General features: G+C 38.1%; 20 protein-coding genes and 1 pseudogene. 13 read left to right on the forward strand and 8 right to left on the reverse strand.

The genetic code is table 11. From position 1 onward, the window contains the following. Positions 1–42: 42 nt before the first annotated feature. From fni to mvk, 4 genes are read right to left on the reverse strand one after another with little or no spacing between them, the layout of a single operon-like run. Positions 43–1,107 carry a type 2 isopentenyl-diphosphate Delta-isomerase gene (fni, locus tag ACO5V7_RS05935; RefSeq protein ID WP_485485439.1) on the reverse strand — a complete coding sequence of 355 codons (1,065 nt, stop codon included), beginning with the start codon at positions 1,105–1,107 and terminating at the stop codon, positions 43–45. A 9-nt stretch (positions 1,108–1,116) separates the two neighbouring features. Beyond that, positions 1,117–2,217 (reverse strand): phosphomevalonate kinase, encoded by a 1,101-nt coding sequence (locus ACO5V7_RS05940; protein WP_485485440.1) that lies wholly within the window; start codon positions 2,215–2,217, stop codon positions 1,117–1,119. After that, positions 2,204–3,226 carry a diphosphomevalonate decarboxylase gene (mvaD, locus tag ACO5V7_RS05945; protein WP_485485441.1) on the reverse strand — a complete coding sequence of 341 codons (1,023 nt, stop codon included), beginning with the start codon at positions 3,224–3,226 and terminating at the stop codon, positions 2,204–2,206. Before mvaD ends, ACO5V7_RS05940 begins: the two co-directional genes overlap by 14 nt. Further along, a complete protein-coding gene (gene mvk / locus ACO5V7_RS05950; RefSeq protein WP_485485442.1) occupies positions 3,223–4,197 on the reverse strand; it encodes a mevalonate kinase in 975 nt (324 codons plus the stop codon). Before mvk ends, mvaD begins: the two co-directional genes overlap by 4 nt. 170 nt (positions 4,198–4,367) lie before the next feature. Between mvk and coaA the strand changes: the two genes are divergently transcribed. The 8 genes from coaA to ACO5V7_RS05990 all read left to right on the forward strand — a co-directional run bounded on the left by coaA (position 4,368) and on the right by ACO5V7_RS05990 (position 15,427). Then, positions 4,368–5,291 (forward strand): type I pantothenate kinase, encoded by a 924-nt coding sequence (gene coaA / locus ACO5V7_RS05955; RefSeq protein ID WP_485485443.1) that lies wholly within the window; start codon positions 4,368–4,370, stop codon positions 5,289–5,291. Between the two features lie 413 nt (positions 5,292–5,704). Continuing rightward, positions 5,705–6,136: a methyltransferase family protein gene (locus tag ACO5V7_RS05960; RefSeq protein WP_485485444.1), complete on the forward strand. Its 432-nt coding sequence runs from the start codon at positions 5,705–5,707 to the stop codon at positions 6,134–6,136. Between the two features lie 352 nt (positions 6,137–6,488). Then, positions 6,489–8,042, forward strand: a complete 1,554-nt coding sequence (guaA, locus tag ACO5V7_RS05965; protein WP_485485445.1) for a glutamine-hydrolyzing GMP synthase — start codon at positions 6,489–6,491, stop codon at positions 8,040–8,042. 56 nt (positions 8,043–8,098) lie between these two features. Continuing rightward, the gene (locus ACO5V7_RS05970) at positions 8,099–8,329 is read left to right on the forward strand and encodes a hypothetical protein (protein WP_485485446.1); all 231 of its coding nucleotides are present in this window, start codon (positions 8,099–8,101) and stop codon (positions 8,327–8,329) included. Between the two features lie 666 nt (positions 8,330–8,995). Next, positions 8,996–9,325 (forward strand): hypothetical protein, encoded by a 330-nt coding sequence (locus ACO5V7_RS05975; RefSeq protein ID WP_485485447.1) that lies wholly within the window; start codon positions 8,996–8,998, stop codon positions 9,323–9,325. A gap of 255 nt (positions 9,326–9,580) precedes the next feature. Further along, the gene (locus tag ACO5V7_RS05980) at positions 9,581–11,155 is read left to right on the forward strand and encodes a type I restriction-modification system subunit M (RefSeq protein ID WP_485485448.1); all 1,575 of its coding nucleotides are present in this window, start codon (positions 9,581–9,583) and stop codon (positions 11,153–11,155) included. Continuing rightward, positions 11,148–12,383: a restriction endonuclease subunit S gene (locus ACO5V7_RS05985; protein ID WP_485485449.1), complete on the forward strand. Its 1,236-nt coding sequence runs from the start codon at positions 11,148–11,150 to the stop codon at positions 12,381–12,383. Before ACO5V7_RS05980 ends, ACO5V7_RS05985 begins: the two co-directional genes overlap by 8 nt. Positions 12,384–12,406: 23 nt before the next feature. Next, the gene (locus tag ACO5V7_RS05990) at positions 12,407–15,427 is read left to right on the forward strand and encodes a type I restriction endonuclease subunit R (RefSeq protein WP_485485450.1); all 3,021 of its coding nucleotides are present in this window, start codon (positions 12,407–12,409) and stop codon (positions 15,425–15,427) included. Positions 15,428–15,509: 82 nt separating this feature from the next. Here ACO5V7_RS05990 and ACO5V7_RS05995 read toward each other — a convergent pair whose 3' ends face one another. After that, entirely contained in the window at positions 15,510–15,731 is a 222-nt protein-coding gene (locus ACO5V7_RS05995; protein WP_485485451.1) for a hypothetical protein, read from the reverse strand. 294 nt (positions 15,732–16,025) lie between these two features. Between ACO5V7_RS05995 and ACO5V7_RS06000 the strand changes: the two genes are divergently transcribed. From ACO5V7_RS06000 to ACO5V7_RS06015, 4 genes and pseudogenes are all read left to right on the forward strand, one after another. Continuing rightward, on the forward strand, positions 16,026–16,697 hold the full coding sequence (locus tag ACO5V7_RS06000; protein ID WP_485485452.1) for a DUF4357 domain-containing protein: 672 nt from the start codon (positions 16,026–16,028) through the stop codon (positions 16,695–16,697). 1 nt (position 16,698) lies between these two features. Next, positions 16,699–16,845 (forward strand): annotated as a pseudogene (locus tag ACO5V7_RS06005) (GMP synthase (glutamine-hydrolyzing)); the annotation flags it as partial. 56 nt (positions 16,846–16,901) lie between these two features. Next, positions 16,902–18,074, forward strand: a complete 1,173-nt coding sequence (locus ACO5V7_RS06010) for an FRG domain-containing protein (RefSeq protein ID WP_485485453.1) — start codon at positions 16,902–16,904, stop codon at positions 18,072–18,074. Further along, complete coding sequence (locus ACO5V7_RS06015) at positions 18,067–19,965, forward strand: AIPR family protein (protein WP_485485454.1); 1,899 nt, start codon at positions 18,067–18,069, stop codon at positions 19,963–19,965. The genes ACO5V7_RS06010 and ACO5V7_RS06015 overlap by 8 nt, the downstream gene beginning before the upstream one ends. Positions 19,966–20,258: 293 nt before the next feature. On the opposite strand, the gene ACO5V7_RS06020 is transcribed toward ACO5V7_RS06015, so the two are convergent. After that, complete coding sequence (locus ACO5V7_RS06020) at positions 20,259–20,939, reverse strand: DUF3800 domain-containing protein (RefSeq protein WP_485485455.1); 681 nt, start codon at positions 20,937–20,939, stop codon at positions 20,259–20,261. 357 nt (positions 20,940–21,296) lie between these two features. On the opposite strand from ACO5V7_RS06020, the gene ACO5V7_RS06025 reads away from it, so the two are divergent. Continuing rightward, on the forward strand, positions 21,297–22,433 hold the full coding sequence (locus ACO5V7_RS06025; protein ID WP_485485456.1) for an acyl-CoA dehydrogenase family protein: 1,137 nt from the start codon (positions 21,297–21,299) through the stop codon (positions 22,431–22,433). Between the two features lie 100 nt (positions 22,434–22,533). Here the strand turns inward: ACO5V7_RS06025 and ACO5V7_RS06030 are convergent, their stop codons facing one another. Both ACO5V7_RS06030 and ACO5V7_RS06035 read right to left on the reverse strand, forming a co-directional pair. Next, positions 22,534–22,902 (reverse strand): EXLDI protein, encoded by a 369-nt coding sequence (locus ACO5V7_RS06030; RefSeq protein WP_485485457.1) that lies wholly within the window; start codon positions 22,900–22,902, stop codon positions 22,534–22,536. Positions 22,903–23,091: 189 nt separating this feature from the next. Next, positions 23,092–23,805 (reverse strand): pseudouridine synthase, encoded by a 714-nt coding sequence (locus ACO5V7_RS06035; RefSeq protein WP_485485458.1) that lies wholly within the window; start codon positions 23,803–23,805, stop codon positions 23,092–23,094. Between the last annotated feature and the right edge of the window lie 228 nt (positions 23,806–24,033).

Below are 24,033 nucleotides of genomic sequence, written 5' to 3' on the forward strand. Positions count from 1 at the left end.
ACATAGAAAAGAGCTTAGGCATTGCCTAAGCTCTTTTTGCTTTTAACGTTGTGCAAGATGTTTCCAATCAATCCCGCGGGCATCACACCAGTTTTGGAGGCTTGGTGCGACTACGATAGGAGCTTGTTGGAGATTAGAAATACTATCGGCACCGACAAGCGTTAAGATTGTTGTCAGTTGCTCTTTCCAGGTTTGAACCGTATTGATTGCGTCTGGAAGGGAGTCGTCTTTCCGTACGAGATGCAACATTTCACCAGACAATCCGACAAGGCTAGCTCCTAGAGCGAAGCATTTGGCCATGTCGAGTGGCGTCTTCACACCGCCAGAAGCGATGATTGGGGTGCGACTTCCTTGGGCTTCCATGAGCGACGTTAAAGTCGTTTGGCCCCAGTCTTCAAGGAAATCGAGTTTATCTTCCTTGCGACGGCCGTTTTCGATTTTGGCGAAATTCGTACCGCCAGTACCACTAATATCGATGGCAGCGACACCAATACTTTCCAGTTGCGCGATGGCTTCACGGCTAAATCCGAATCCAACTTCTTTTACGATAACGGGAACGGCACTCGCTTTGACGATTTCTTCGATGTTTTTAAGCCAGTTACTAAAGACACGGTCACCTTCTGGCATCACGAGTTCTTGTGCACGGTTGACGTGAATTTGAATCGCGTTGGCTTCGATGATATCGACAGCGCGTTTAGCAGCCTCAGCATCGTAATGCGCACCAAGGTTTGCGAAGAGGATCCCGTTTGGATTTTCCTGGCGAATCACCTTGAAGCTTTCCGAACTTTCCGGAAATTTCATCGCGATACTCATCGAACCAGTGGCCATGCCCATACCCGTTTCACGAGCCAAGATGGCTAGACGTTGGTTTAACGCAGTCGTGAGTGGGCTACCACCCGTGATGGCGTTGATGAAAAAGGGAACATCGAAGGTGAGTCCAGCAAGCTTGGTCTGCAATGTTACATCAGCCACATCAACGGTTGTGAAGGGATGATGCACGAAGCGCGTTTCCACAAACTCGGGGGCACTCGTTGCACGGTATTGCTGGTTCGCATGCCCCACATGCTCGTCCTTTCGATTCATTTGTTGTTGAAATAAATCCATCATTAATCTCCTTTACCAGGCTTCAGCGATAGAAAGCGGAAGTACTTGAATTTGAGCCTTGGCCCATTGAGTTTCAATTTGTTGTCTTTGAGTTTCGTTTTGTGTAAAGCAAATTCCACAGTCGCCGCCACCAGCGCCAGACGTTTTTGCGCAGGCACCATTTTGTTCTGCGAGCTCGCACAGTGTTTGGAGTGCAGGTGTTTCGATTTCCAGCTGCATCACTTGTGCAAATTCATTTAAGAGTGCACGGTTGGCACGGATGCCTTCTTGTAAGGCTGGGATGTCTTGTTTGTTCCAAGCTGTTTGTAGGCCTTGAACGATGGTGTGACTCTTTGCGAGAAATTCCTTGTAAAAGGCGCTATCGGTTTCGACTTTGCGTTTCTTCTCAGTGGCTTGAATGAGTGAATCGGTGATAGCGACTTGTCCTGTCCATCCGACTAAGAGGTTGAAGTCTGGAATTTCTGGAAGACGTTCAATCAAGAGGGCTTTCCAGTAATTATCACAGATTTCTTTGATAGTTTGGCTTTGTAATTGTTCGAGTAAACTGCTTCGATCGGGACTTGTGTAATAGACCATTCCTCCAAAAGAAGAGGCTGCGATATCTCCAAAGGATCCACGTTGGGATAAGCGGAGATTCGCTAAAACACTCAGTTTATAGAGGAGCAGTGGGGTGCGGGGAGTTTCGTAAAAATCAAGAACGGCTCGAATCGTTGCGACTACAACGGCACCACTGGAACCAAGTCCGTATTTAATACCACGCTTAGCGTCATCGAGTTCACTTGTAATCGAAAGCGAGTAGAGGACGTTTGTTAGTTTTCCGCATTCACGAACATACTGTTCTGCGACCAAAATCGCTTCTTCGACCAGTTTATAGGGATGTTCTTCCTTTGCACGGAACAATTCACCTTCGCGAGTCCATTCCACAACGACGTCTGGATTTTGCGTAGAGGTTAAGGTTCCTACACTAGTAGCTTCGTCGATTGTGACGGTTAAGTAGCGCGACACTGCTGCAACAATGGCACCGTGTCCGGGTTCGACAACCGCATATTCTCCGGCGATAAAGAGTTTACCGGGAGCTTTTGAAGTAATCGTCACGCGCTCACTTCCCTTCAAAAGCCGCACGAGAAGCGTTCCATTCGTCTTCTGTCAATTTACGAATGCCTTCTCCTGGAAGCGTAGGGATGAGTTTTTCACTCGGGAATACTTTGCCAAGCTCTTCCATAATCGCTGGAATATCATTCGCCTTGCAAATGACTTTGACGTTTGGCCCAGCATCCATCGTGAAGTAGGCCGGAATGCCTCGTTCTTCTCGAATCGTGCGAATCGTTTGTTGGGCGATAATACTCTCCGGTTCGAAATAACAGAATGGAGGGTTACTTGCCAGCATCGTTGCGTGCATTTTCATGCCGTTAAATTCCGCAATAGAGCCGATACGATGAATATCGCGGTCCTTGATGGCCTCTTTGATGTCGGCTAAATCGGTCGCGGCTGAAGTGACCCAACCTTCGTAAAACGGAGAAGTAGAAACGGCCAGTTCCATGCCGGCACGACTCGAAATTTTCTTCTCGGCCGCGCTCACGACGATGATAATCATCCCGATGTCAAAGTTTGCATCGTCGACAGGAATCGCCATACTATTCTCGTTGGAGTCTCCTTTATTCCATTCGACAAATCCGCCAAAGAGACTACGAGTAGCACTGCCGCTTCCACGACGTGCGTAAGTTGATAATTGTTGGGCAGGCAACTGAAGGCCTGTCGCCTCGTTCATCGCACCAGCTAGTGCTGCAAAGGCGGAAGCAGAGCTCGCAAGGCCCGCTGCTGTAGGGACGAAGTTTAAGCTCTCGACACGAGCACGACGCGTATCTCCTGTTTCAGCGCGGAACAAGTCTAAGAAGCGTGTGATTTTAGCCGTTGCCGCTTCGTCTTGTTTGGCGCCATTAAGATAGAATTCATCTTCTGTTAAAGCGTCTGTGAGTTCGACTTTTGTATCGGTATAAAAGGCTTCGAGGGTCAAAGAAAGGCTACTATTCATCGGAATGAAGAGCTCCTTATTTTCCTTGCCCCAATATTTAATCAGTGCGATATTCGTATGCGCACGCGTGATTCCAATGTTCGATGTCATTTGGTATTCTCCTTTTTCGCCAGCGACTGAATCCAGACCGCCTGCGCTCCTTGTTTCATGAATTGTTCTTGTAAATGAAGGGCGTCTTCCTCGGTTTCAACGAGGGCAATCATGCATCCGCCAAGGCCGCCGCCTGTAACTTTTGCCCCAAGTGCGTTGTTTTGATGGGCCGTATCGACAAGTGTATCGATGACGTCATGCGACACGCCGAGTTGTTGGAGGAGCTCATGATTTTCACTCATCAGTTGCCCTAGTTTTTGAGGGTCTTGTTCCTCGAGGGCCGCTTTCGTTTCATTCACGATGGCACCAATCGATTGGACCGCATCTGAACCGGTCTCCTGTGTAGTAGGGTCGATGATGCGGTCTTGCAAGGTGCTCACATGCTGCACCGCTTGCTTCGTATTCCCAGTGACACCCGAATCGGCAATCACGAGGTAGGCTGGCATATCGAGGTCGAGCGTTTTTAGTTCTTGTTCTTTTTGGAAAAATACAGGACGTGTCCCGCTCGTTGTCGCCGTATCGACGCCACTCGGATTCCCATGCGAAATGGTTTCCGCCCCTTGAACGATGTCCCATAAGTTTTTTTCAGGAAGAGTCGCATCACAGAAATCAAAAATGGCACGCACCACCGCAACGCTGACCGCAGCGCTGGATCCCATCCCACGTTCTGCAGGAATCGTAGACTCAATCGAGAGCGTATACGCATGAGCCGTCACTTCTTTTGCAGAGGCCGCTTTGAAAGCTTCGCGAATCGTAAACTGTAGCCCTGCCATCGAAGTAGGCATCTCATCCACGTCGCCTGTATAAAGTTCACATTGAATCGTTTGGCCCTCTTTTGCAGAGACGATATCCGCCTTCACGTAAACCGCGTCAATTGGCAGTGCAATCGCGGGTTCGTGGTACACAACGGCATGTTCACCGGCAAGAATAATCTTTCCATTTGCCAGACCTGTTCCTGTTTGTGGTTTCATACGACAAATCCTTTCCTTATATTCACTTTTCATTCTACTAAATCCACGCCCTTACGTAAACAAACACGGCGATTTCATGGGAAAAACTTAAGAGAATCAGAAATAGAAACCGCGTTCAACATGTGGTACAATTCAAGAATAGGACTCAGTAGCTGAAGGAGACGAATCCGTTGAAAGAAAACGACACGTATTACAAAATTCAAAGAAGTGAATGGAGCCAGTACGAAGGCGCACATCCATTCACAATGACGAGAGAAGAACTTGCGCACTTAACATCATTAAACGACCGCATTTCCCTACAGGACGTGCAAGAAGTGTATGTGCCAATGCTCGATTATTTCGATTTATACTTTAAAAAACATATTGAATTACGCACGGAGGAACAGCAATTTCTTCATCAAACGAAGAAGACGGTTCCGTTTATTATCGGGGTATCTGGGAGTGTGGCCGTTGGGAAGAGTACGACAGCACGCTTGATGCAAACGATGCTACAACAACGCTACCCGGATAAGCGAGTGTTTCTAATGACCACAGACGGATTCTTATTACCGACTCAGGAGCTGATTAACCGCGGTATTTTAGATCGCAAAGGATTCCCGGAAAGTTACGACATGGAAGCTCTCGTTCATTTCTTACTCGAAGTGAAGACCGGTAATCCAAGCGTAGATGCGCCGGTGTATTCGCATGAGATTTACGATATTGTGCCAGGGCAAGTGCAGACGATTGAGTCGCCCGACATCTTGATTGTAGAGGGGATTAATGTGTTGCAACTGCCGCCAAATCGTGAAATTTACGTGAGTGATTTCTTCGACTGGTCGATTTTCGTAGATGCCGATGCAACGCTGATTGAGCAATGGTACTTGGAGCGTTTCGAATTGTTGATGGATCGTGCGAAATCACAGCCGGATAACTATTACTATCAATATGCGATTGGGAATCGTGCGGACGCGATTGCGATGGCGAAAGATGTGTGGCAGAAGACTAACCTGCAGAACCTTAAGGAGTACATCTTACCAACGAAAACCCGCGCCGACTTCATCCTCCATAAAACAGTGGGACATCACATAGATTTTGTACAAATTAAAAAATATTAGGATACGAGACCGAACGCTCAGAAATGGAACGTTGGACCGGAACACCGCAAAGGACTCGGAACGAGTCATGCGGATGTTTCGGGAAACGCACGCCATTTCTGTGAGGTCGAGTTCGACTATTTGTACAAAGTCATATTTACTCTGTTTTAGTAGGTGAATCATACGGGTTTCTTAGTAAGAGTACGGGGAATCGTAAGAAGGAATACATCTGTAATTGGTGCGGAAAATTTATTTTCTAATCCTTAAAAATGCTCTTTAAAATGCGGAATAGTAGTGGTACAATGTAGGTGAAAAAATTGTAGCTTGTAGTATGGTTTCTTTAATAATGAGGTGAGAACATGTACTTAAAAAGTGATCAAGATAATCATCAAAAACTACCGACTTATGGAGCAGCACCTTACCTATACATAAGTATGCTTGTGCTGAATTTAACGGGGTTGCTACTGAGTCAGTCAGTACTCCAGAGTGGACTGTTAACGGGTGGATTCAGAGATTTATTTTATCTAGTTGGATTCCTCTTAATGATTATTGCAGCGAGAATTCAGTGGCTCTGCGGAGTGAAGTCGTTTATTAGCATAAGTATCCAAACTATGGAATTCAAGACAACAGGAATTTATGCGCGCACACGAAATCCGATTTACTTTTCGTGGTGGCTCTGCGGCATCGGGATTACCCTAACCATGCATAATATGTGGCTACTTCTTCTGATTCCGATCCAGTGGGTAATAATAACCGTCGTGATTCGTAATACCGAGGAAAAATGGCTTTATGAAATATACGGTGAGGCCTATAAGGACTATTGCGCAAGAGTAAACCGATGGATTCCGCTGAAGAAAATTAAATAATCCAACTAAATAAATTTGTAGAAACTAGCCAGTAGCATGTCTATTGGCTAGTTTTTTTGTAAAAAAGCAAAAAGTAGCATATTTGCTACTGTAGCATATATGCTACATTTCAAAAATATAAAACACAATTTTTGAGCGTGGTGTCAACAGTTAAAAACGTTGATTTGACAATTTTCTTGAAGGGTGCAATGAGCGAGTGTACACGTTATATAATAATTTATATATTTGAATGAAAGCTTGGTGTGACGCGGAAAACGGGGTTTAAAAATCCGAACAAAAAATTCAGTTTTTTTAAGTAATTTTCGTGCTTTTCTGTTACAATAAAAAAGAACTAAAACTAAGGAGGCCTCTTATGACAGCTCAAACCACTTCATTAGAAAAGATTATCGTGCTCGACTTCGGTAGTCAGTATAACCAGTTGATTACGCGCCGTATTCGTGAATTCGGTGTGTTCAGCGAGTTGCTACACAACGACATTACAGCCGAAGAAATTAAGGCACATGGCAACGTAAAAGGGATTATTTTCTCTGGGGGACCACATAGCGTTTATGCAGAGGATGCTTTTACCGTGGATCCTGCGATTTTTGAATTGGGAATTCCGGTGCTTGGGATTTGCTACGGGATGCAACTGACAACGCATCTGTTCGGTGGGAAGGTAGAATCGTCTACAACGCGTGAATATGGTTCTGCGAAAGTCGATGTCTTTAACACGGCTTCAGGCATTTTCAAAGGGTTAGCTGAAGAGGAAGAGGTACTCATGAGCCACGGCGACCGTATTACAGCGATTCCGGAAGGGTTCAGCGTGACGGCTTCGAATGCGCACACGCCATTTGCGGCTTTTGAAAACCAAGAACGTCGCATTTACGGCGTGCAATTCCACCCGGAAGTGCGCCACAGTATTCACGGCAACGACATGCTTCGTAACTTCGTGTTCGATATTTGTGGGGCAACAGGCGACTGGTCGATGGACAGCTTTATTGAAATGGAAATTGCGAAAATTCGCGAAAAAGTAGGCGATAAGAAAGTCTTACTTGGGCTATCTGGTGGGGTAGACTCAAGTGTGGTTGGTGTTCTCTTGCAAAAAGCAATCGGTGACCAACTCATCTGTATTTTCGTAGACCACGGATTGCTTCGTAAAGGGGAAGGCGACCAAGTGATGGAGAGCCTTTCTGGTAAATTTGGCCTCAATATTATCCGCGTGAACGCTCAGGAACGTTTCTTATCGAAACTAAAAGGCGTGAGCGACCCTGAACAAAAACGAAAAATCATCGGAAATGAGTTTGTGTACGTATTCGACGACGAAGCGGCAAAACTCACAGATGTGGATTTCCTTGCACAAGGAACGCTCTATACAGACATCATCGAATCCGGAACGAAAACCGCGCAAACTATCAAGTCTCACCATAATGTAGGGGGACTTCCAGAGGATATGCAATTCGAACTGATCGAACCGCTGAACACGCTCTTCAAAGATGAAGTGCGTGCACTAGGAACAGCACTTGGCATGCCATACTCTATCGTATGGCGCCAACCATTCCCAGGACCAGGACTTGGAATCCGTGTGCTTGGGGAAGTGACCGAAGAAAAACTTGAAATTGTCCGCGAATCTGACGCCATCTTACGCGAAGAAATCGCCGAAAACGGTCTTGAACGCGACGTATGGCAATACTTCACAGTTCTTCCAGGAATCCGCAGTGTTGGGGTAATGGGAGACGGCAGAACGTACGACTACACGATTGGAATCCGTGCCGTAACAAGTATCGACGGCATGACGAGTGACTTTGCTCGCCTTCCATGGGAAGTGCTGCAAACCATCAGCGCCCGCATCGTCAACGAAGTAGCTCACGTCAACCGCGTCGTCTACGACATCACGAGCAAACCGCCTGCTACGATCGAGTGGGAGTAGCAGAAGCAAATATGTTGCTGTTATGAAAGTGTTGAAATTTGTGGGAGATAAAAAGTATGGATATTATATACAAGAAACAACGATTAGCACTTACACGATTTTGGGGCGACAATAGATTGTGTCTAAGGGCTACAGAACCGGAGCAAAAAGAAATGCCTAAAATGCAATTTGTTGGTGGGTATCCCAATGAATGGTACATATTTCTTGATGATCTTACAGATGAAGAAAAAAGTGAGATTACAGATATTTATGGCAACTCTATTAGAATACAGGAATTTGATATATAAATCCCAGTTTTGGAACCTTCTGCAGAATGAAAAATTTGAAGTTGCGGAGTAGTTGAAATGGAAGATACGACTTTAGCAGCAAAATCGATTGTTTCTATAAAATGTTGAAAAAGTAGAAACTCAATTTAGAAATTCGCAAAAGAGAGTAGTAAAATAAGAGTGGATGAAAGTGGTTAATTACCAAGTTGTAAACTTTATAGAATAAAGTTTTTTCGATGTTTATTTGTAAGATAAGAAAATAAAACAGGGAGGCGGAATTAATGAATATTGGAAGTGTAATATATCATTTCGTAGGCATGGCTTCCTTGGCAATCGTCTTAGTTGTTGGTGCAATTAGTTTTATAAAAAAGAGAAAATAATGATATAACAGAATAGATTGAAGAAAATAGTAGATGAATGAAATGAATCGTATCTTCAAATATCGTATTGCAAGTATAATTATTGGGATTACCGTGTTTTTTGCCGTTTATTATACAAAAGGTGAATATAACTATATGGCATTTCCGATAGCTTTCATTCTTAACGGAACAATTTATTTCAGTAGGAAGAAAACTTAGTTTAGTAAGCTAACTTTTTATAAAAAACAAATGGGATAGGCTCTGGAATTTTAGTTCTAGAGCCTTTATGATTGGGGTTGAGAGACTGTATTTGAAGGGAGTAGTCGGCATGGATGAAAAGATTGAAATGAAGAAGCAAGATTTTTATGAAATGATGTATTTAATGGAGAAAATTCTGTATATCGTAGAACGCTCAGGAGCCAGAGAGGATAGCGATAACAATGCGTATTCTTTAGCTATTGCCTTTGGGAAAGAGAACGTTGTGCAGGATCTGCTATCGCTTCGAAGAAAAATGAATCGCTATTTAGATGAGCAGGGCGAAGCGGAGCTAGAAAAACTCCTCGAACCAATCGATGACATTCCAATTCTCCATAGCCTAACGCTTGAAGCCTTACGAAAAGAGCTCGCACCATACTTACCGAAGAGGGTTGAGGGATAGAAAATAGAGAATAGAAAACCGTAATTTGGTATTCTCCTTACTGATTAATTTTGTAAGGGGAGTATCACATTGCGGTTTTGTGTTATGTAACCCAATGTTCTTTTTAGCCAAATTAACTTAGAAAGAAAAATTAAAATTTATTATGAATAAATGCTATAATGAAAAAGACTTTCAATGTGAGGTAATCAAGTTAAGAATCTGGAACCCTCCCAATAAGTGGATATAGAAGAAAAAAGGAAATGAAGAGGTTATAGTATGGCAAAGTTAGTAAATAATGAGACGACACAAAGAGCAGAGTTGCATAGAAAAATCTGGGCAATTGCTGATAATGTTCGTGGAGCCGTTGACGGTTGGGATTTTAAGCAATACATCTTAGGATTTTTATTCTATCGTTTTATCTCTGAGAATATTACGGAGTTCTTTAACGCTGCGGAACGTGAAGCAGGAGATCTAGATTTTAATTATGCTGAAATTTCTGATGAAGAAGCTGAAAAGGATTTTAGACCAAATACTGTCGAAGATAAAGGCTTCTTTATCTTGCCAAGTCAACTCTTCGAAAATGTAGTTAAAAATGCTGCGGATAATGAAAACTTAAATACTGATTTAGCGAATATCTTTAAAGCTATTGAGGGAAGTGCTGTGGGATTTACTTCGGAAGATGCGATTAAAGGGCTGTTTGAAGATGTTGATACTACGAGCAATCGTCTTGGGGGAACAGTGGATGAAAAAAACAAAAGATTGACAGATATCTTAAAAGGAATTGCAGAAATTAATTTTGGAGATTTTCAAAGTAATGATATAGATGCTTTTGGGGATGCTTATGAGTATCTAATCTCAAATTATGCAAGTAATGCCGGAAAATCTGGGGGAGAGTTTTTCACACCTCAGACGGTCTCAAAACTACTTGCAAGATTAGTCATGGATGGGAAGACAAGTATCAATAAAGTTTATGACCCAACTTGTGGAAGTGGAAGTTTATTGTTACAGATGAAGAAGCAGTTTGAGGACCACATTATTGAAGATGGTTTCTATGGTCAGGAAATTAATATGACAAACTTTAACCTAGCTCGTATGAATATGTTTCTTCATAACGTAAACTATAATAACTTCTCTATCAAGCGTGGAGATACTTTGCTTAACCCTCTGCATAATGAGGAAAAACCTTTTGACGCCATTGTTTCAAACCCACCTTATTCTATTAAATGGATAGGGGATGCGGATCCAACGTTGATTAACGATGAACGATTTGCTCCGGCTGGTAAATTAGCACCGAAGTCTTATGCAGACTTTGCATTTATTATGCACGCTCTAAGTTATCTTTCAAGTAAAGGTAGAGCAGCAATTGTATGTTTTCCAGGAATTTTTTATAGAAAAGGTGCAGAAAGAACAATCCGTAAATATTTAATTGATAATAATTTCATTGATTGCGTGATTCAATTACCTGAAAACCTATTTTTCGGGACATCAATTGCCACTTGTATTCTAGTAATGTCTAAAAACAAAACTGAAAATAAAGTGCTTTTCATTGAGGCAAGCAAAGAGTTCAAAAAAGAAACAAATAACAATATCTTGGAAGAAAAAAATATTGATGCAATCATTGAAGAGTTTAGAAACAGAACAGATGTAGAGTATTTTTCAAGATATGTTGATGTATCAGAAATTGAAGAAAATGACTATAACTTATCTGTTTCCACTTATGTAGAAAAAGAAGACACAAGAGAAGTCATCGACATAAAAGTATTGAATAAAGAACTTGAGGAAACAGTAAAGAAAATAGACGTATTAAGAAGCTCAATAAACGAAATCGTAAAGGAGCTTGAAGATGAGTAAGATAGATGAATTATTAAAAAATGAAAAGGTTGAATGGAAAAAGCTGCGAGAGGTTGCTGTGATATCGAAAGGTAAGCAATTCAACAAAAGAGATATGCTTGAAGAAGGGACATATCCAGTAATCAATGGTGGTATGTTGCCGTCAGGTTACATAGATGTATTTAACTCTCAGGAAAATACAATCACAGTGTCGCAGGGAGGAGCTTCAGCTGGATTTGTTAATTTTATTGATAAGAGGTTTTGGTTAGGTGCTCATGCATTTTCGGTAGTTCCCAATAAAGAGATTATAAAAATTAATAATTATAAGTATAGTTATTTTAATAGGTATTTGTTTCATATATTAAAAATGAATCAAATTAAGCTTCAGGATTCGAAAGTAGGTGCTGGGATTCCGAGTGTTTCTAAAGATGACCTTTCAAATATAGAAATACCATTAACATCGAAAGAAACTCAAGAAAAAATTGTAGAAACACTTGACCAGTTTACAAATTATGTTACTGAATTACAGGCTGAATTACAGGCTGAATTACAGGCTAGGACTAAACAATATGATTATTATCGAGATTTGCTTCTGAGTGAAGAATATTTGAAAAAGGTCTGTGCTGAAATGATAGTTCTAGATAGCAAAGAATTTGGAGTAAAAGTTACAACTCTTGGAGAAATTGGTTATTTTACTAGAGGGAATGGACTCCAGAAGAAAGATTTTATTTTTGAAGGGAACCCAGTAGTTCACTATGGCCAAATATACACCAAGTACGGATTTGAAACCGACAAGGTATATTCCTTTGTAAGTGAAGAGATTTTTTCAAAACTAAAAAAAGCAAAATGTAATGATATTTTAATTGCATCTACTTCTGAAAATGTAGAGGATGTTGGGAAAAGTTTAGTTTGGTTAGGAAATAAAGAAGTAGGATTTTCTGGGGATATGTATAGTTATAGAACAACTGAAAACTCTAAATATATCGCATATTATTTTACTACAAGGGAATTTCAAAGGCAGAAAGAGAGAAAAGTTACAGGAACTAAGATGATTCGTATTCATGAGAATGATATGAAAAAATTTTTAATACCGTTACCACCACTTGAAATACAAAACAGAGTAGTTGAAACTCTTGATAAACTTCAATCTTTGCTATCAGATACAAAAGGTTTGATTCCAAAAGAAATTGAATTAAGGCAAAAACAGTACGAGTATTATCGTGAAAAATTATTAGACTTTAAGAAATAGTTTTGACGGGAGGAGCAGGTTAAATGATAGAACAAAATGGGAGTTATGAAATATCGACGATTGCAGAGATGACGAATGGTATTATTTTGGCTCACTTTGAAAAAGAAACAGGGATTCAAGAATCAGCCTATCAAAGTGAAGCTGAATTAGAGAATAAAATGATTGAGAATTTAATTTCTCAAGGGTATGAACGTATCGTCATAAAGTCAAACAGTGATCTTTACAGCAATCTAAAGACTCAAATTGAAAAGCTAAATGAAGTAACGTTTTCCGAGGATGAGTGGAATAGATTCTTAAAAGAATATCTAGATGCCCCGAATGAAGGTATCATTGAAAAAACTCGTAAAATCCAAGAAAACCATATTTATGATTTTATCTTTGATGATGGCCATCTGAAAAATATTAAAATTATAGATAAAAAGAATATTCATAATAATTTTCTACAAGTGACCCATCAAGTGTGGGGAGAAGGGAAAAGTAGAAATCGTTATGATGTAACTATTTTGGTAAATGGGTTACCTCTTGTTCATATAGAGCTCAAAAAAAGAGGAGTCAATATGCACGAAGCCTTCAATCAAATTCATAGATACAGTAAAGAAAGCTTTAATAGCGAAAACACATTATATAAATATGTTCAGTTATTTGTAATTTCGAACGGAACATATACTCGATATTTTGCGAATACAACTGCACAAAATAAAAATCATTATGAGTTTACGTGTGAATGGGCGGATGCAAAAAACAAAGTGATTCGTGATTTAGACGATTTTACAAAGACTTTCTTTGAAAAGCGCGTGATTCTTGAGATTCTTATAAAATATTGTGTCTTTGATGTCACTAATACATTACTAGTGATGCGCCCATATCAAATTGCGGCTACTGAAAGAATTTTATGGAAGATCAAATCCAGTTTTGAGTCTAAAAAGGCGGGTAGAGCGGAAGCTGGAGGTTTTATTTGGCATACGACAGGATCAGGTAAAACATTAACTTCGTTTAAAACAGCGAAATTAGCAACAGAATTGCCGTTTATAGATAAAGTGTTTTTCGTTGTAGATAGAAAAGATTTGGATTATCAAACGATGAAAGAATATCAGAAATTTCAACCAGACAGCGTCAATGGAAGTAAAAATACCAAACAATTAAAAGAAGGTATCGAAAGTCAGGATAATCGAATTGTAGTGACTACTATTCAAAAGCTAAATGAGTTCGTAAAGAAAAATCCAAATCATGAAATTTACGACAAACAGTGTGTGTTAATCTATGATGAATGTCATCGTTCGCAGTTTGGAGATGCACAAAAAAATATTAGAAGGGCCTTTAAAAAGTACTATCAGTTTGGTTTTACTGGAACACCAATCTTCCCAGATAATTCTCTAGGTGGAGATACTACATCGGCTATTTTTGGGGCTCAACTTCACAGCTATGTTATTACGGATGCCATCCGAGATGGTAAAGTTTTAAAATTCAAGGTGGATTATAATAACATTACGCCTAAATTTAAGACTGCAGAAGAAGAGGAAGACGATAAAAAACTAGCAAAATTAGAAAGAAAGATGTTGCTTCATCCTGAACGCATTACGGAAATTACAAAACATATTCTGAAAGTATTTGATAGAAAAACGCACCGTAATGAATACTACGATTTAAAGCGTAGAAGACTGAATGGATTTAATGCGATGTTTGCTGTACAAAGCGTTGAAGCGGCTAAATTGTACTACGAAGAATTTGAAAAACAACAAAGTGGGAGACCTGAAGAGAAAAAGCTTAAAGTAGCTACAATCTATAGTTTTGCTGCTAATGAGGAGCAAAGTGCAATAGGCGAAATTTCCGATGAAGGCTTTGATGTAACTGCGATGGATTCTAGTGCAAAAGAGTTTTTGGAAAAAGCCATCCATGATTATAACGGATACTTCAAAACCAACTTCTCAACAAATGGTAATGAATTCCAGAATTATTATAAAGATCTATCTCTTAGAGTGAAAAACAAAGAGGTGGATTTAATCATTGTAGTAGGAATGTTCTTAACAGGATTTGATGCTCCGACATTGAACACTTTATTTGTAGATAAGAAACTAAGATATCACGGTCTTATTCAGGCATTTTCGAGAACGAATCGTATTCTGAATAAGGTAAAAACATTCGGTAATATCGTTTGCTTTAGAGATTTAGAGAAAGCAACGCGGGAAGCAATTAAAACTTTCGGTGATGAAAATAGTGTCAACATTATTTTAGAAAAGAGCTATGACGATTATCTTCATGGTTATAAAGATGATGATACAGGAGAAGTTGTTAAAGGGTATATTGAAATTTGCGAAGAAATATTAGATAAATTCCCTGAGCCAACCGAAATTGAACTTGAAGCTGATAAAAAAGAGTTTGCACAGCTTTTTGGTGAATTGCTGAAAGCAGAGAATATTCTAAAGAACTTTGATGAGTTTGGTGACCTTAAGAAATTGATATCAGATAGAAAAATGCAAGATATGAAGAGTGTCTATGTAGATATTCAAGAAAGTGTCTTACGACCACAGCGAAAAGAAGATGGCGATGATTTGATTGATTTTTCTGATATTGAGTTCCAAATTGATTTGCTAAAAACGGATGAAATTAATTTAGATTATATTTTGGCGTTGATACTAGAAAAATCTAAAGAGCATGATGATTTAGAAAGCTTGAAATCAGAAATCCGACGAGTGATTAAATCTAGCATAGGGACACGTGCGAAAGAAGACCTCGTTATCAAATATATTAATAAAACGAAACTTTCTGAATTGCAGAATACGGACGATATTCTAGAATCGTTTTATAGATTTGCAAGAAAAGAAAAACAAGCGAATATTGACGAGTTGATTGAATATGAAAACTTAAAAAAAGATGCGGTTCGTTTTATTGAAAAAGCTATAAGCAAAGGTTATGTAGAATATGCCGGTGATGAGTTGGATAAGATTATTCCACCGACCTCTCGCAGACAAGGCGCTAGAGAAAAGAAAAAGGAAGCCGTGTTAGATAAAATCAGAGCTATAGCAGAAGAGTTTGTAGGGATTTAGAAATAGAAGTTATAAACGGAATAAGACCGTAGCGATTAGATACGGTCTTGTTTTTTGTATCAATTTAAAAGAGTTTCGTTTTTTATAGGTATTGGCGTAACCATTCTGGTAAATCTGAATCATCGATATTCCAAGAATCAACTAACTCTTCACTTTCTTCCCACTCGTTTTCATCGCCATTAAAGAACTTATGTCTGTTACATTTATATTTAAGAACTTCATCTCCATCAAGTCTATATTCGTTCCAGTAATAATTTTGTTTTCCGTACCCTTTCCATTCTTCGGTTGCGTATAGTAGTTCCATAATCATCTCTCCCTTTGATTTATAGTGTTGCAACAGTAACATATATTTCCGATTGCTAGTTGTACCTAATTACCCATTTCTAGAAACCGTTTACAACAATCAATACTTAGAGTGTAGCATGAATAGAATCTTTATTCAATGTTATATCAATAAAAATAGAATAAGAATTATTTAAGGTAAGTATTTTGAAGAGATGCAAAACAGCAAAACAAAGTTGGAAAATCGACCGAAAGTAATGTTTCCCTTTCTGGAACGTGGTATACTTGAGAGGAAGAATTTTAGCGGGAGGCAGTTATGGCAAAAGGGATTATTTATATTATGGAAACCGTTGTTCCAGGAATTATTAAGATTGGAAAGACAAGAACCGATCAGTTTGAAAACCGCATGAATTACCTTGAAAAAAACGGATATTCAAACGTTAGCGGATTGAAAAGAAAGTTTGCGATTGAAGTAGACGAATATGATGACAAAGAGAGATTGATTCACGACATTTTCAGTAAGAGCCGTGTTGGGACGTCGGAGTTGTTTGCGACAGATATGGAGACAGCAGTTTCTCTTTTATCTTCGCTAGAAGGGAAACAAGTCTACCCAACGACTAGAACAAAGAAAGAGATTTTCGAAGAAGCAACAGAAGAACTAAAATCTCGTGAAGGCCTTGAGTTACTTCCTGATGGTGAATATCGTTTAAATCGTAAAATTAAAGGGTTCGGCGAAGTAAATGGTCGAGCAACTATGAAACGTGGCGTGTTTACCTTGTTGAAAGGTAGTCTCTGTGCTGATGTGACTACTGATGTAGTTCCAGCGATTTACGATAAAGCGATAATTGAGGATAATATTTTACAAGTAGACCTTATTTGTTCTTCACCATCAGCAGCCGGCTTTGTAGTGATTGGTAAAGCGAACAATGGCTGGGTAGAGTGGAAAGACGCTAACGGGAACAAGATTGATATTTATAGAAAGAAATAAAATATACGGCATGACGAGTGACTTTGCTCGCATCCCTTGGGAAGTGTTGCAAACGATCAGCGCTCGTATCGTAAATGAAGTAGCGCACGTCAACCGCGTCGTCTACGACATCACGAGCAAACCGCCGGCTACGATTGAGTGGGAGTAGAATAGAAAATTTACAATAATATAGAACTTATAAATAAAAAGTGGAGAAGTGTGAGTATGCCTGAGAAAAGTAGTCAGAAGACAGTAGTAAAAAATGTGTCTACGTACCTTCAAGAAATAGAAAAAAGAATTAGTGAATTGAAGAGGATAACGGGAGATACATTGGTTTGTTTTAGAGGAGAGAATAGGACGAGCAATGAGCGTGGTGAATTATATAGACATAGTATGCCTAATATATTTCGCCCTGATAAGTTTAAGATATTTAATAAATTTAAATGGTTTGAAAAAGGTATTTTAGATGAGATATGCTCTAATAATCTATCGAGTAGTAAAGAATATCTTGAAATTGCAATGGATGCACAACATGGTGGATTTCCGAGCAGATTATTAGATGTGACATTTAACTCGTTAATTGCGCTATTTTTCGCGACTACACCGCACTATAATACATTCATAGAAAAAAATGACGATGCCGATGGCAGGGTACTTGTATATATTTTTGATAAGATGGCAACATCTAAAACAAAAACCATTAACAAGATATATGAAGACTTGATTGCTAAGAAAAGTAATAATATTAAGTTAAGCAGATTAGGTTCTCATTTTCATTTTCTTATTGATTTTGTAGATTTAAATAGTAGAATTAGAGCTCAACAAGGAGGCTTTGTCTTGTTTGGAGGCAATCAATTTGTTCCTATTCCAGAAAGTAGAGTTAGGGAAATTATTATTCCAAATGAGGCAAAAAAATTAATTAGAAAAGAATTAGACACATATTTTGGAATTAATATGGGGATGATTTATCCAGAGCCAGATAACAAAGTAGATTATATTACAAAAAAATCAATTATTGTTGAGAATGACGTTAATTATTTTTCGACTATTCGAGACGAAATCAAATTTACCATTAACAATAGATTAGAGTATATTCAATATATCAAAGATCAAGACGAGCAAGAGTTTAAAAGTACTATTCATGAGTTAGCTTACTATATGTACGATCTAATAATGTCGATAGAGGATATGAACTTAAAAGTTGATGATGCAACTAAAGAAACGTCAATGAATCAAGAAGAAATGATACAATCAATAATAAATATGATTACACAACAAGTAGAGTATATCAATAATGAATTGTATCAGAAAATAGATGGATATTTAATTAATATTGAAAATACTGAGGTGTATTATGGAACAAAACAAGCGAGAATTAATGTTATTAAACATGATTAAGCAATTAGAATTTGAAGATATTGATGAAAAAATATCAATTGATAAATTTGAAAATTTATTTAGCAAATTTGGAGAAGAAGTTAAAGTGTTATCGCGAAGTGACATAGACACATCAGAAGATACGGAAGACTATTTCTTTCTTCTATATGACTCTTCAAGTTCATATAGATTAAACGATATTCAGGACAGATTATCTAATCTGATTCCCAATTTGACGTTAGATAGAATAAAAAATGTATATTTAATTGAAATTTTTGATTCTCTAAAACAAAGAGCAAATATATATAATTCATTTAAAGGAAATAGAGTATTAAAATTACGAGAAGAAATATTGAAAAAACTTAAAGATAATGGTTTCGGTCAAGGCAAACGTAATGTTAAATACTTGAGTTTCATTGTTCCTCAAAATCTAGATGAGAACCATAAAGTAAATATAAAAATTAAAGATAGAATTAGAAGTTTAGAACAAAACTATGTTCTTGATAAATCTATTGACGATGAAAATCACAGTCCCGTTTTAAGAAGCTTTGTTTTTACCGCAGAAATAGACAGTGTGGTAGATTTATATAATTTATTTGGAGATAAATTATTCGCTAAAAATGTACGAGTAGGTGGTGTGATGGATTCAATAGGTGTGGAAGACGATATCCAATACACCTATAAGAATGCTCCTGATGAATTCTGGTTTCTAAATAATGGAATAAGTTTATTAATAGCTACTGAAGGAGAACTAAATATGGATGTTTATGATCGTCTAACGTTTTCTATTGCGGAGTTAGATGATATTTCTATCATAAATGGAGCCCAAACTTTACAAGCTTTAAGTGAAGTAAGATATAATAAAAAAAATATTGCTGTTAAAGCGAATGTGCTTTTGAGAGTTTATCATTATAATAGTAAACAGAGTAAGGAGTTTGAGACTGGACTACAAAAATTTAAAGATTTCAGTGAAAAAGTAACAATTTCTTTAAATAAACAAAAACCTATTCATCAAATTGATCTAGCCTATCTAACAAATTTTGTTAAAAATATTCAAATGATAAGACATAAACTATCTGAGAATAAGAATACTAAGGGTCTAGCGTTTGATTTTGTTCGTAAGGGAGAAATTGAAAGCATAGCTGTATGTCAATATCATTTAAGATTCTTCGCAAAAATAGTAAAATCTTACTTGTTACTGCAACCCGGGAAGGCTAGGAGCCAATCCTACAATAGCTTGTTAAAAACCTCAATACCAGATGTTATGTCAAAAGACGTTGAAGAAGGTATATCAGAAGGGAAGTTGGTTCTAGAAGATGAGGAGGTTTTCAAAACGGAATTCCAACAAGTGCTTCTAGAAACAGTTGACGACGGAAAAACTAAACTTTTTTTAAAATATTATGCACCAATAAATTTTGCTATGAGGATAAAAAAATATCTAGAAGAAGAATCAAATTTCCAACAAATAGTGAATGATTTTAAAGAAGAAAAAAAAATAAAGCAAGATAAAACTTTAAAAATGTTAGATAGCTTTTTGAAATATGGGAATCTATTTATGATCTCAGCTATAATTAATTCATTAAATGATTATCAATATGGAGATTTTTCAGAATGGAAATACTGTAGATTAGTAAATTCAAATGGAGCTGTTCCAGAAAAAGGGGAACTTTCTAAACAACAATTAAAGAGTTTAATATTTAAAATTTTAGAAGTGTTTATTACGTTTAAATCAGATACAACTATTAAAAATGTTAATAATACAAACTTTTGGAAGAAAGATGATATGATTAAATTCATATTAGATGGTATGGACACTAAAAACAATAAGAAAATTAGTGAGGAAACAGCCTCAAAAGATAAACCTTCAAGTGCGAAGAAGAAGAAAAGAAGTAGCCGTTCAAAAAGAAAGTAGTATAGAACTCAGAATAATAAGCAAGTTTAAGAAATATAAAATGAAAATCTAGTGTTATAATGTAAAACAAGATTGTAGTAATGTGCTATAGTCTTGTTTTGCATTATATAAAATGAAATTTTTCACCAAAATTATAGAACCAAAAAAATCCAACTCACACGAGTTGGATTCAAAATTTAATTATATTACCAATAGCTTATTTGTGACGCCAACATATGACGCTTACCTAGATAACGGCACGAATATAAGACTTACTGTTGGTATAAGCATAATACCACTTATTTTATCTATTGTCAATACTCAGGCGGAAATACAAATTCGAATTTTAATATATCTTTATTTTTTAATATATTCATTTCATTAGTGTAATTGTTTGTAAGTAACTGAGAATAGAATAAATTCGAAAAGACGTCTGCAATTTGAATAAATTTGTTATTTGCAGAGTCAAAATAAATAACAGTAAACTTTCCGGTTGTCGTACCGCCTAAATTTAGTTCTGTATTAAGATAATTTTCTAAAAAGTCTTTAGTTTCCGTTTTTTCATTTCTTTCATCAAGTTGTAGAACGAAATCTTCTTGTTTTAAAAAATTATTTGTTATTAGATATTGCAGTGCCAAACGTATTACATAATTAAAAGTTCTAGCAGTATTTTTACAGAAATCATTTGATAATTGACAATTCTTAATTCGAATATAATAAATTTCAAAATGTTTCTTTTTGGAGAAGAATTCGACAAATTTTTGCTTCATAAGTTTATCCAATTGTGACCCCTTCAATTCATAAAACTTTTCGTTAAGAAACATTTTGTTTTCTTTATCTAGTATTTTTAAATCATCGTAGTATTTAGACACAAATCGTTTATATGTAATTTCTAATTTTCTTTTATCAGTAGGCACTATTAGTGTTATTATAAAATCCATATTTCGTTTAAATGTATTGTTTATTGAACCAGATTCATCAATGTATATATTCAAAATATTTACCTCGTAAGCTCGTAAGATTGTAGCAACAGAATTATTTTAACATGATGTATTTACTAATTACATAAAAAGAGATTTAAATAAAATGTAATTGATATATTACTTAAAGAAAGTCTGATGTATGACTGTGTACTAAATTAGCCTGGGATTTTGAAGGGATGGCTATTTTATTTTTTAGAAAATAATAAAAAGATTTTAATAGATCTAAAAAGATTATCCAGAGTAAGTAAAATCCTATTCAAATTATAGACTTTGGTATTAAATGTAGAAGTGTTTTCCCAGTCATGCCGTTTGCCATCCACCCGCCCCTAATCGTATACTAACCATGTACAACTATTAAGGAGGGCTTTTATGTTTTTATCGGAAGAGTTATTACAGGAAATTCATGAGCGTGCTCCGCGCTATGACAAAGAGAATGCGTGGCCTGCGCAGGACTATGCAGCGTTAAAAGAGGCAGGATACTTGAAGGCGTTCGTGCCAAAAGAGTACGGCGGATTCGGCCTCTCACTTAAAGAAATCGCGCAGGAACAAACACGTCTTGCGATGGCAGCTCCAGGGACTGCGCTTGGGGTGAACATGCACCAAATTATTGTGGGCCTTGGCAAGCACATGGTTCGTTTTGGCAACAAGAAGGGGGAACAAATCCTTCGCGATGCTGCAGAAGGCAAGTTGTTGGCGTTTGGGATTTCTGAACCTTCGAACGACCGCGTGTTATTCGGTTCGATTTCTGAGGCTCGTCCGCAGGATGGCGGCGCTTATCGTTTCTACGGCAAGAAAGTCTTCTTATCAATGGGCAAATATTGCGACAAGTTGGTTTCATTTGGGCAAGATAATACAGGCGAGTCACCATTATCAGTGTTCGCATATTTAACACCAGACAAAGAAACGTTTATCGTAAAAGACGACTGGGATACAATGGGCATGCGTGCGACGCAATCAAACAGCGTTGAGTTGAAAGGCATCTTCGCAGCAGAGGAGCAAATCTTAACGAAAGTGGCTCCTGGACCAAGCTTCGATCCAGTGGTATTCGGTATTTTCGCGTACTTCGAAATTTTACTGGCGGCAACGTACTTTGGTATTGGGAAACGTGCGCTAGAAATCGGGGTAGAGACAGTGAAAAAACGTCACTCTGTATCCAACGATGCGCCTTATGCAAACGATAAAAACATTCGCTGGAGAATTGCGGAAGCGGCGATTATGCTAGACGGCATCCAACCGCAAATTAACGAGTTGAGCGACACGCTAGAAGCAAGCACGGAATACAGCTTCATCTGGTTGCCTCGCTTGTCTTCGATTAAGAATCGTTCAGTGGAAGTATCGAAGAAGGCCGTGGAAGAAATCGTTCGTGCGAGCGGCGGAAGTTCATACTTCAATCGTACAGAATTATCTCGCTTATACCGCGACGTGTTGGCTGGCTTGTTCCAACCAAGTGACCAAGAGTCATTGCATGATGCGTGGGCGAATATTCTCTTAGGACCTATCCAATAATTTTATATATAGTAGAAAAGCTCGCTTGCGTGGTGCAGGCGAGCTTATTTGTGTTTAAACAAGTTCAGAGGGAGTATCCGTATTTGTGAATTCGCTGTTATTAAATATCTAATTTTTCGATGATTTCACCATTCTGCTGTTTGATTTGAATTTTTTGAATCAGTTCTTCCCCTAGATACTTGGAGAATGCACTTAAGTCAGGTGCGACTTCAAAGAGAATTTGGTGGTTTTCTTCAACTGGTACAAATGAAGATTGATGATTTTTTGGATTTGACCAAAAATTCCAATTCGTATCGGTTCGCTCGTAATAAACATAGTTGTTCTTTTTCGTAACGTAAATTCTTTTATTCGTCAGAGTTTGTTCATCTTGAGATTTAATAATAGTTGAATATAATTTTAATCCCTCGAATTGCTTATATTCTCGAATTTTATCATTTGAAACGTTAAGTTTAATCACTTCATAATCCATAACCTTACCTCCAAAATAGTCAACTGAATGGAATTCTGTTACTTCTATTAAACCACTTTTTACGAGTGATTTCTATCTCTTGTGACTGTGAGGTAGGTCCGGTTGATTGGCTAAGATGAAATTTTCAGTGTTGAACGACCAAAATGTAACATAAAAGTTACGTAACTTTTATGTTACATTTTGCTTTTTTTAGAAATACGTCTTTACAAGTTCAAGTTCTGCTTCGTTCAGTTCTCGGTATTCACCCGGTGCTAAAGTCTCATCTAACACAAACTCCCCAAAGCGGATGCGTTTAAGATACGTCACTTTCACGCCAACACATAGGAACATCTTCTTCACTTGATGGAATTTTCCTTCAGAAATCGTGACGGTTGAACGACTGAAACTGCCGCTACTTTCTATTATCGTAAGGGTGCTTGGTTTGCATTGAGTTCCGCCGTGGAAGGTTACGCCACGTTTGAAGATTTCTACGGCATCTTCGTCAAGCGGACCGTTCACTTCTACATAATATTCTTTTTCGATATGCTGATCGGGATTCAGCATGCGGTAACCCAGCGGACCGTTATTCGTTACGAGCAGCAGTCCCTCGGTATCCCCATCGAGTCGTCCGATCGGGTAGAGACCTTCAACATTCTCCTTAGCGAAGAGGTCGATAACCGTCGTATGTTCCTTGTCGGTCGTAGCGGAGATAATGCCTTGAGGTTTATTCAGCATATAGTACTTCTGGCTGTCGTCGTGAATCTGCGTCCCGTTTACCGTGATGACTTGCAGGGTTGCGTCGACATTATTGCTGACGTGAGTGGCCGGAACCCCGTCGATTAGAACCGCTTCGTTCTTGATGAGTTTCTTCATTTCACGGCGGCTCAGCACCAGATGTTTCATTAATAGATGTTCGAGTCTCATAGGCCCTCCTTGCAGTCGTTTTCTCGATTATACAATTTTTTTCAAAAATCGAGTAGTTATTCGTTGACGTCTCTTTCTTCCTGTGGTAAATTATTAAACGTTGTCGCGCAAGATGTTAAAAAACATCGAATCATATTTCTTGCAAAGGAAATGAACGCGTGATATGATACCAAAGTTGTTGCAAAACAACGATTGACCTTTGAAAACTGAACAAAGAAGACGAACCAA

It is taken from the genome of Granulicatella sp., from assembly GCF_057274575.1.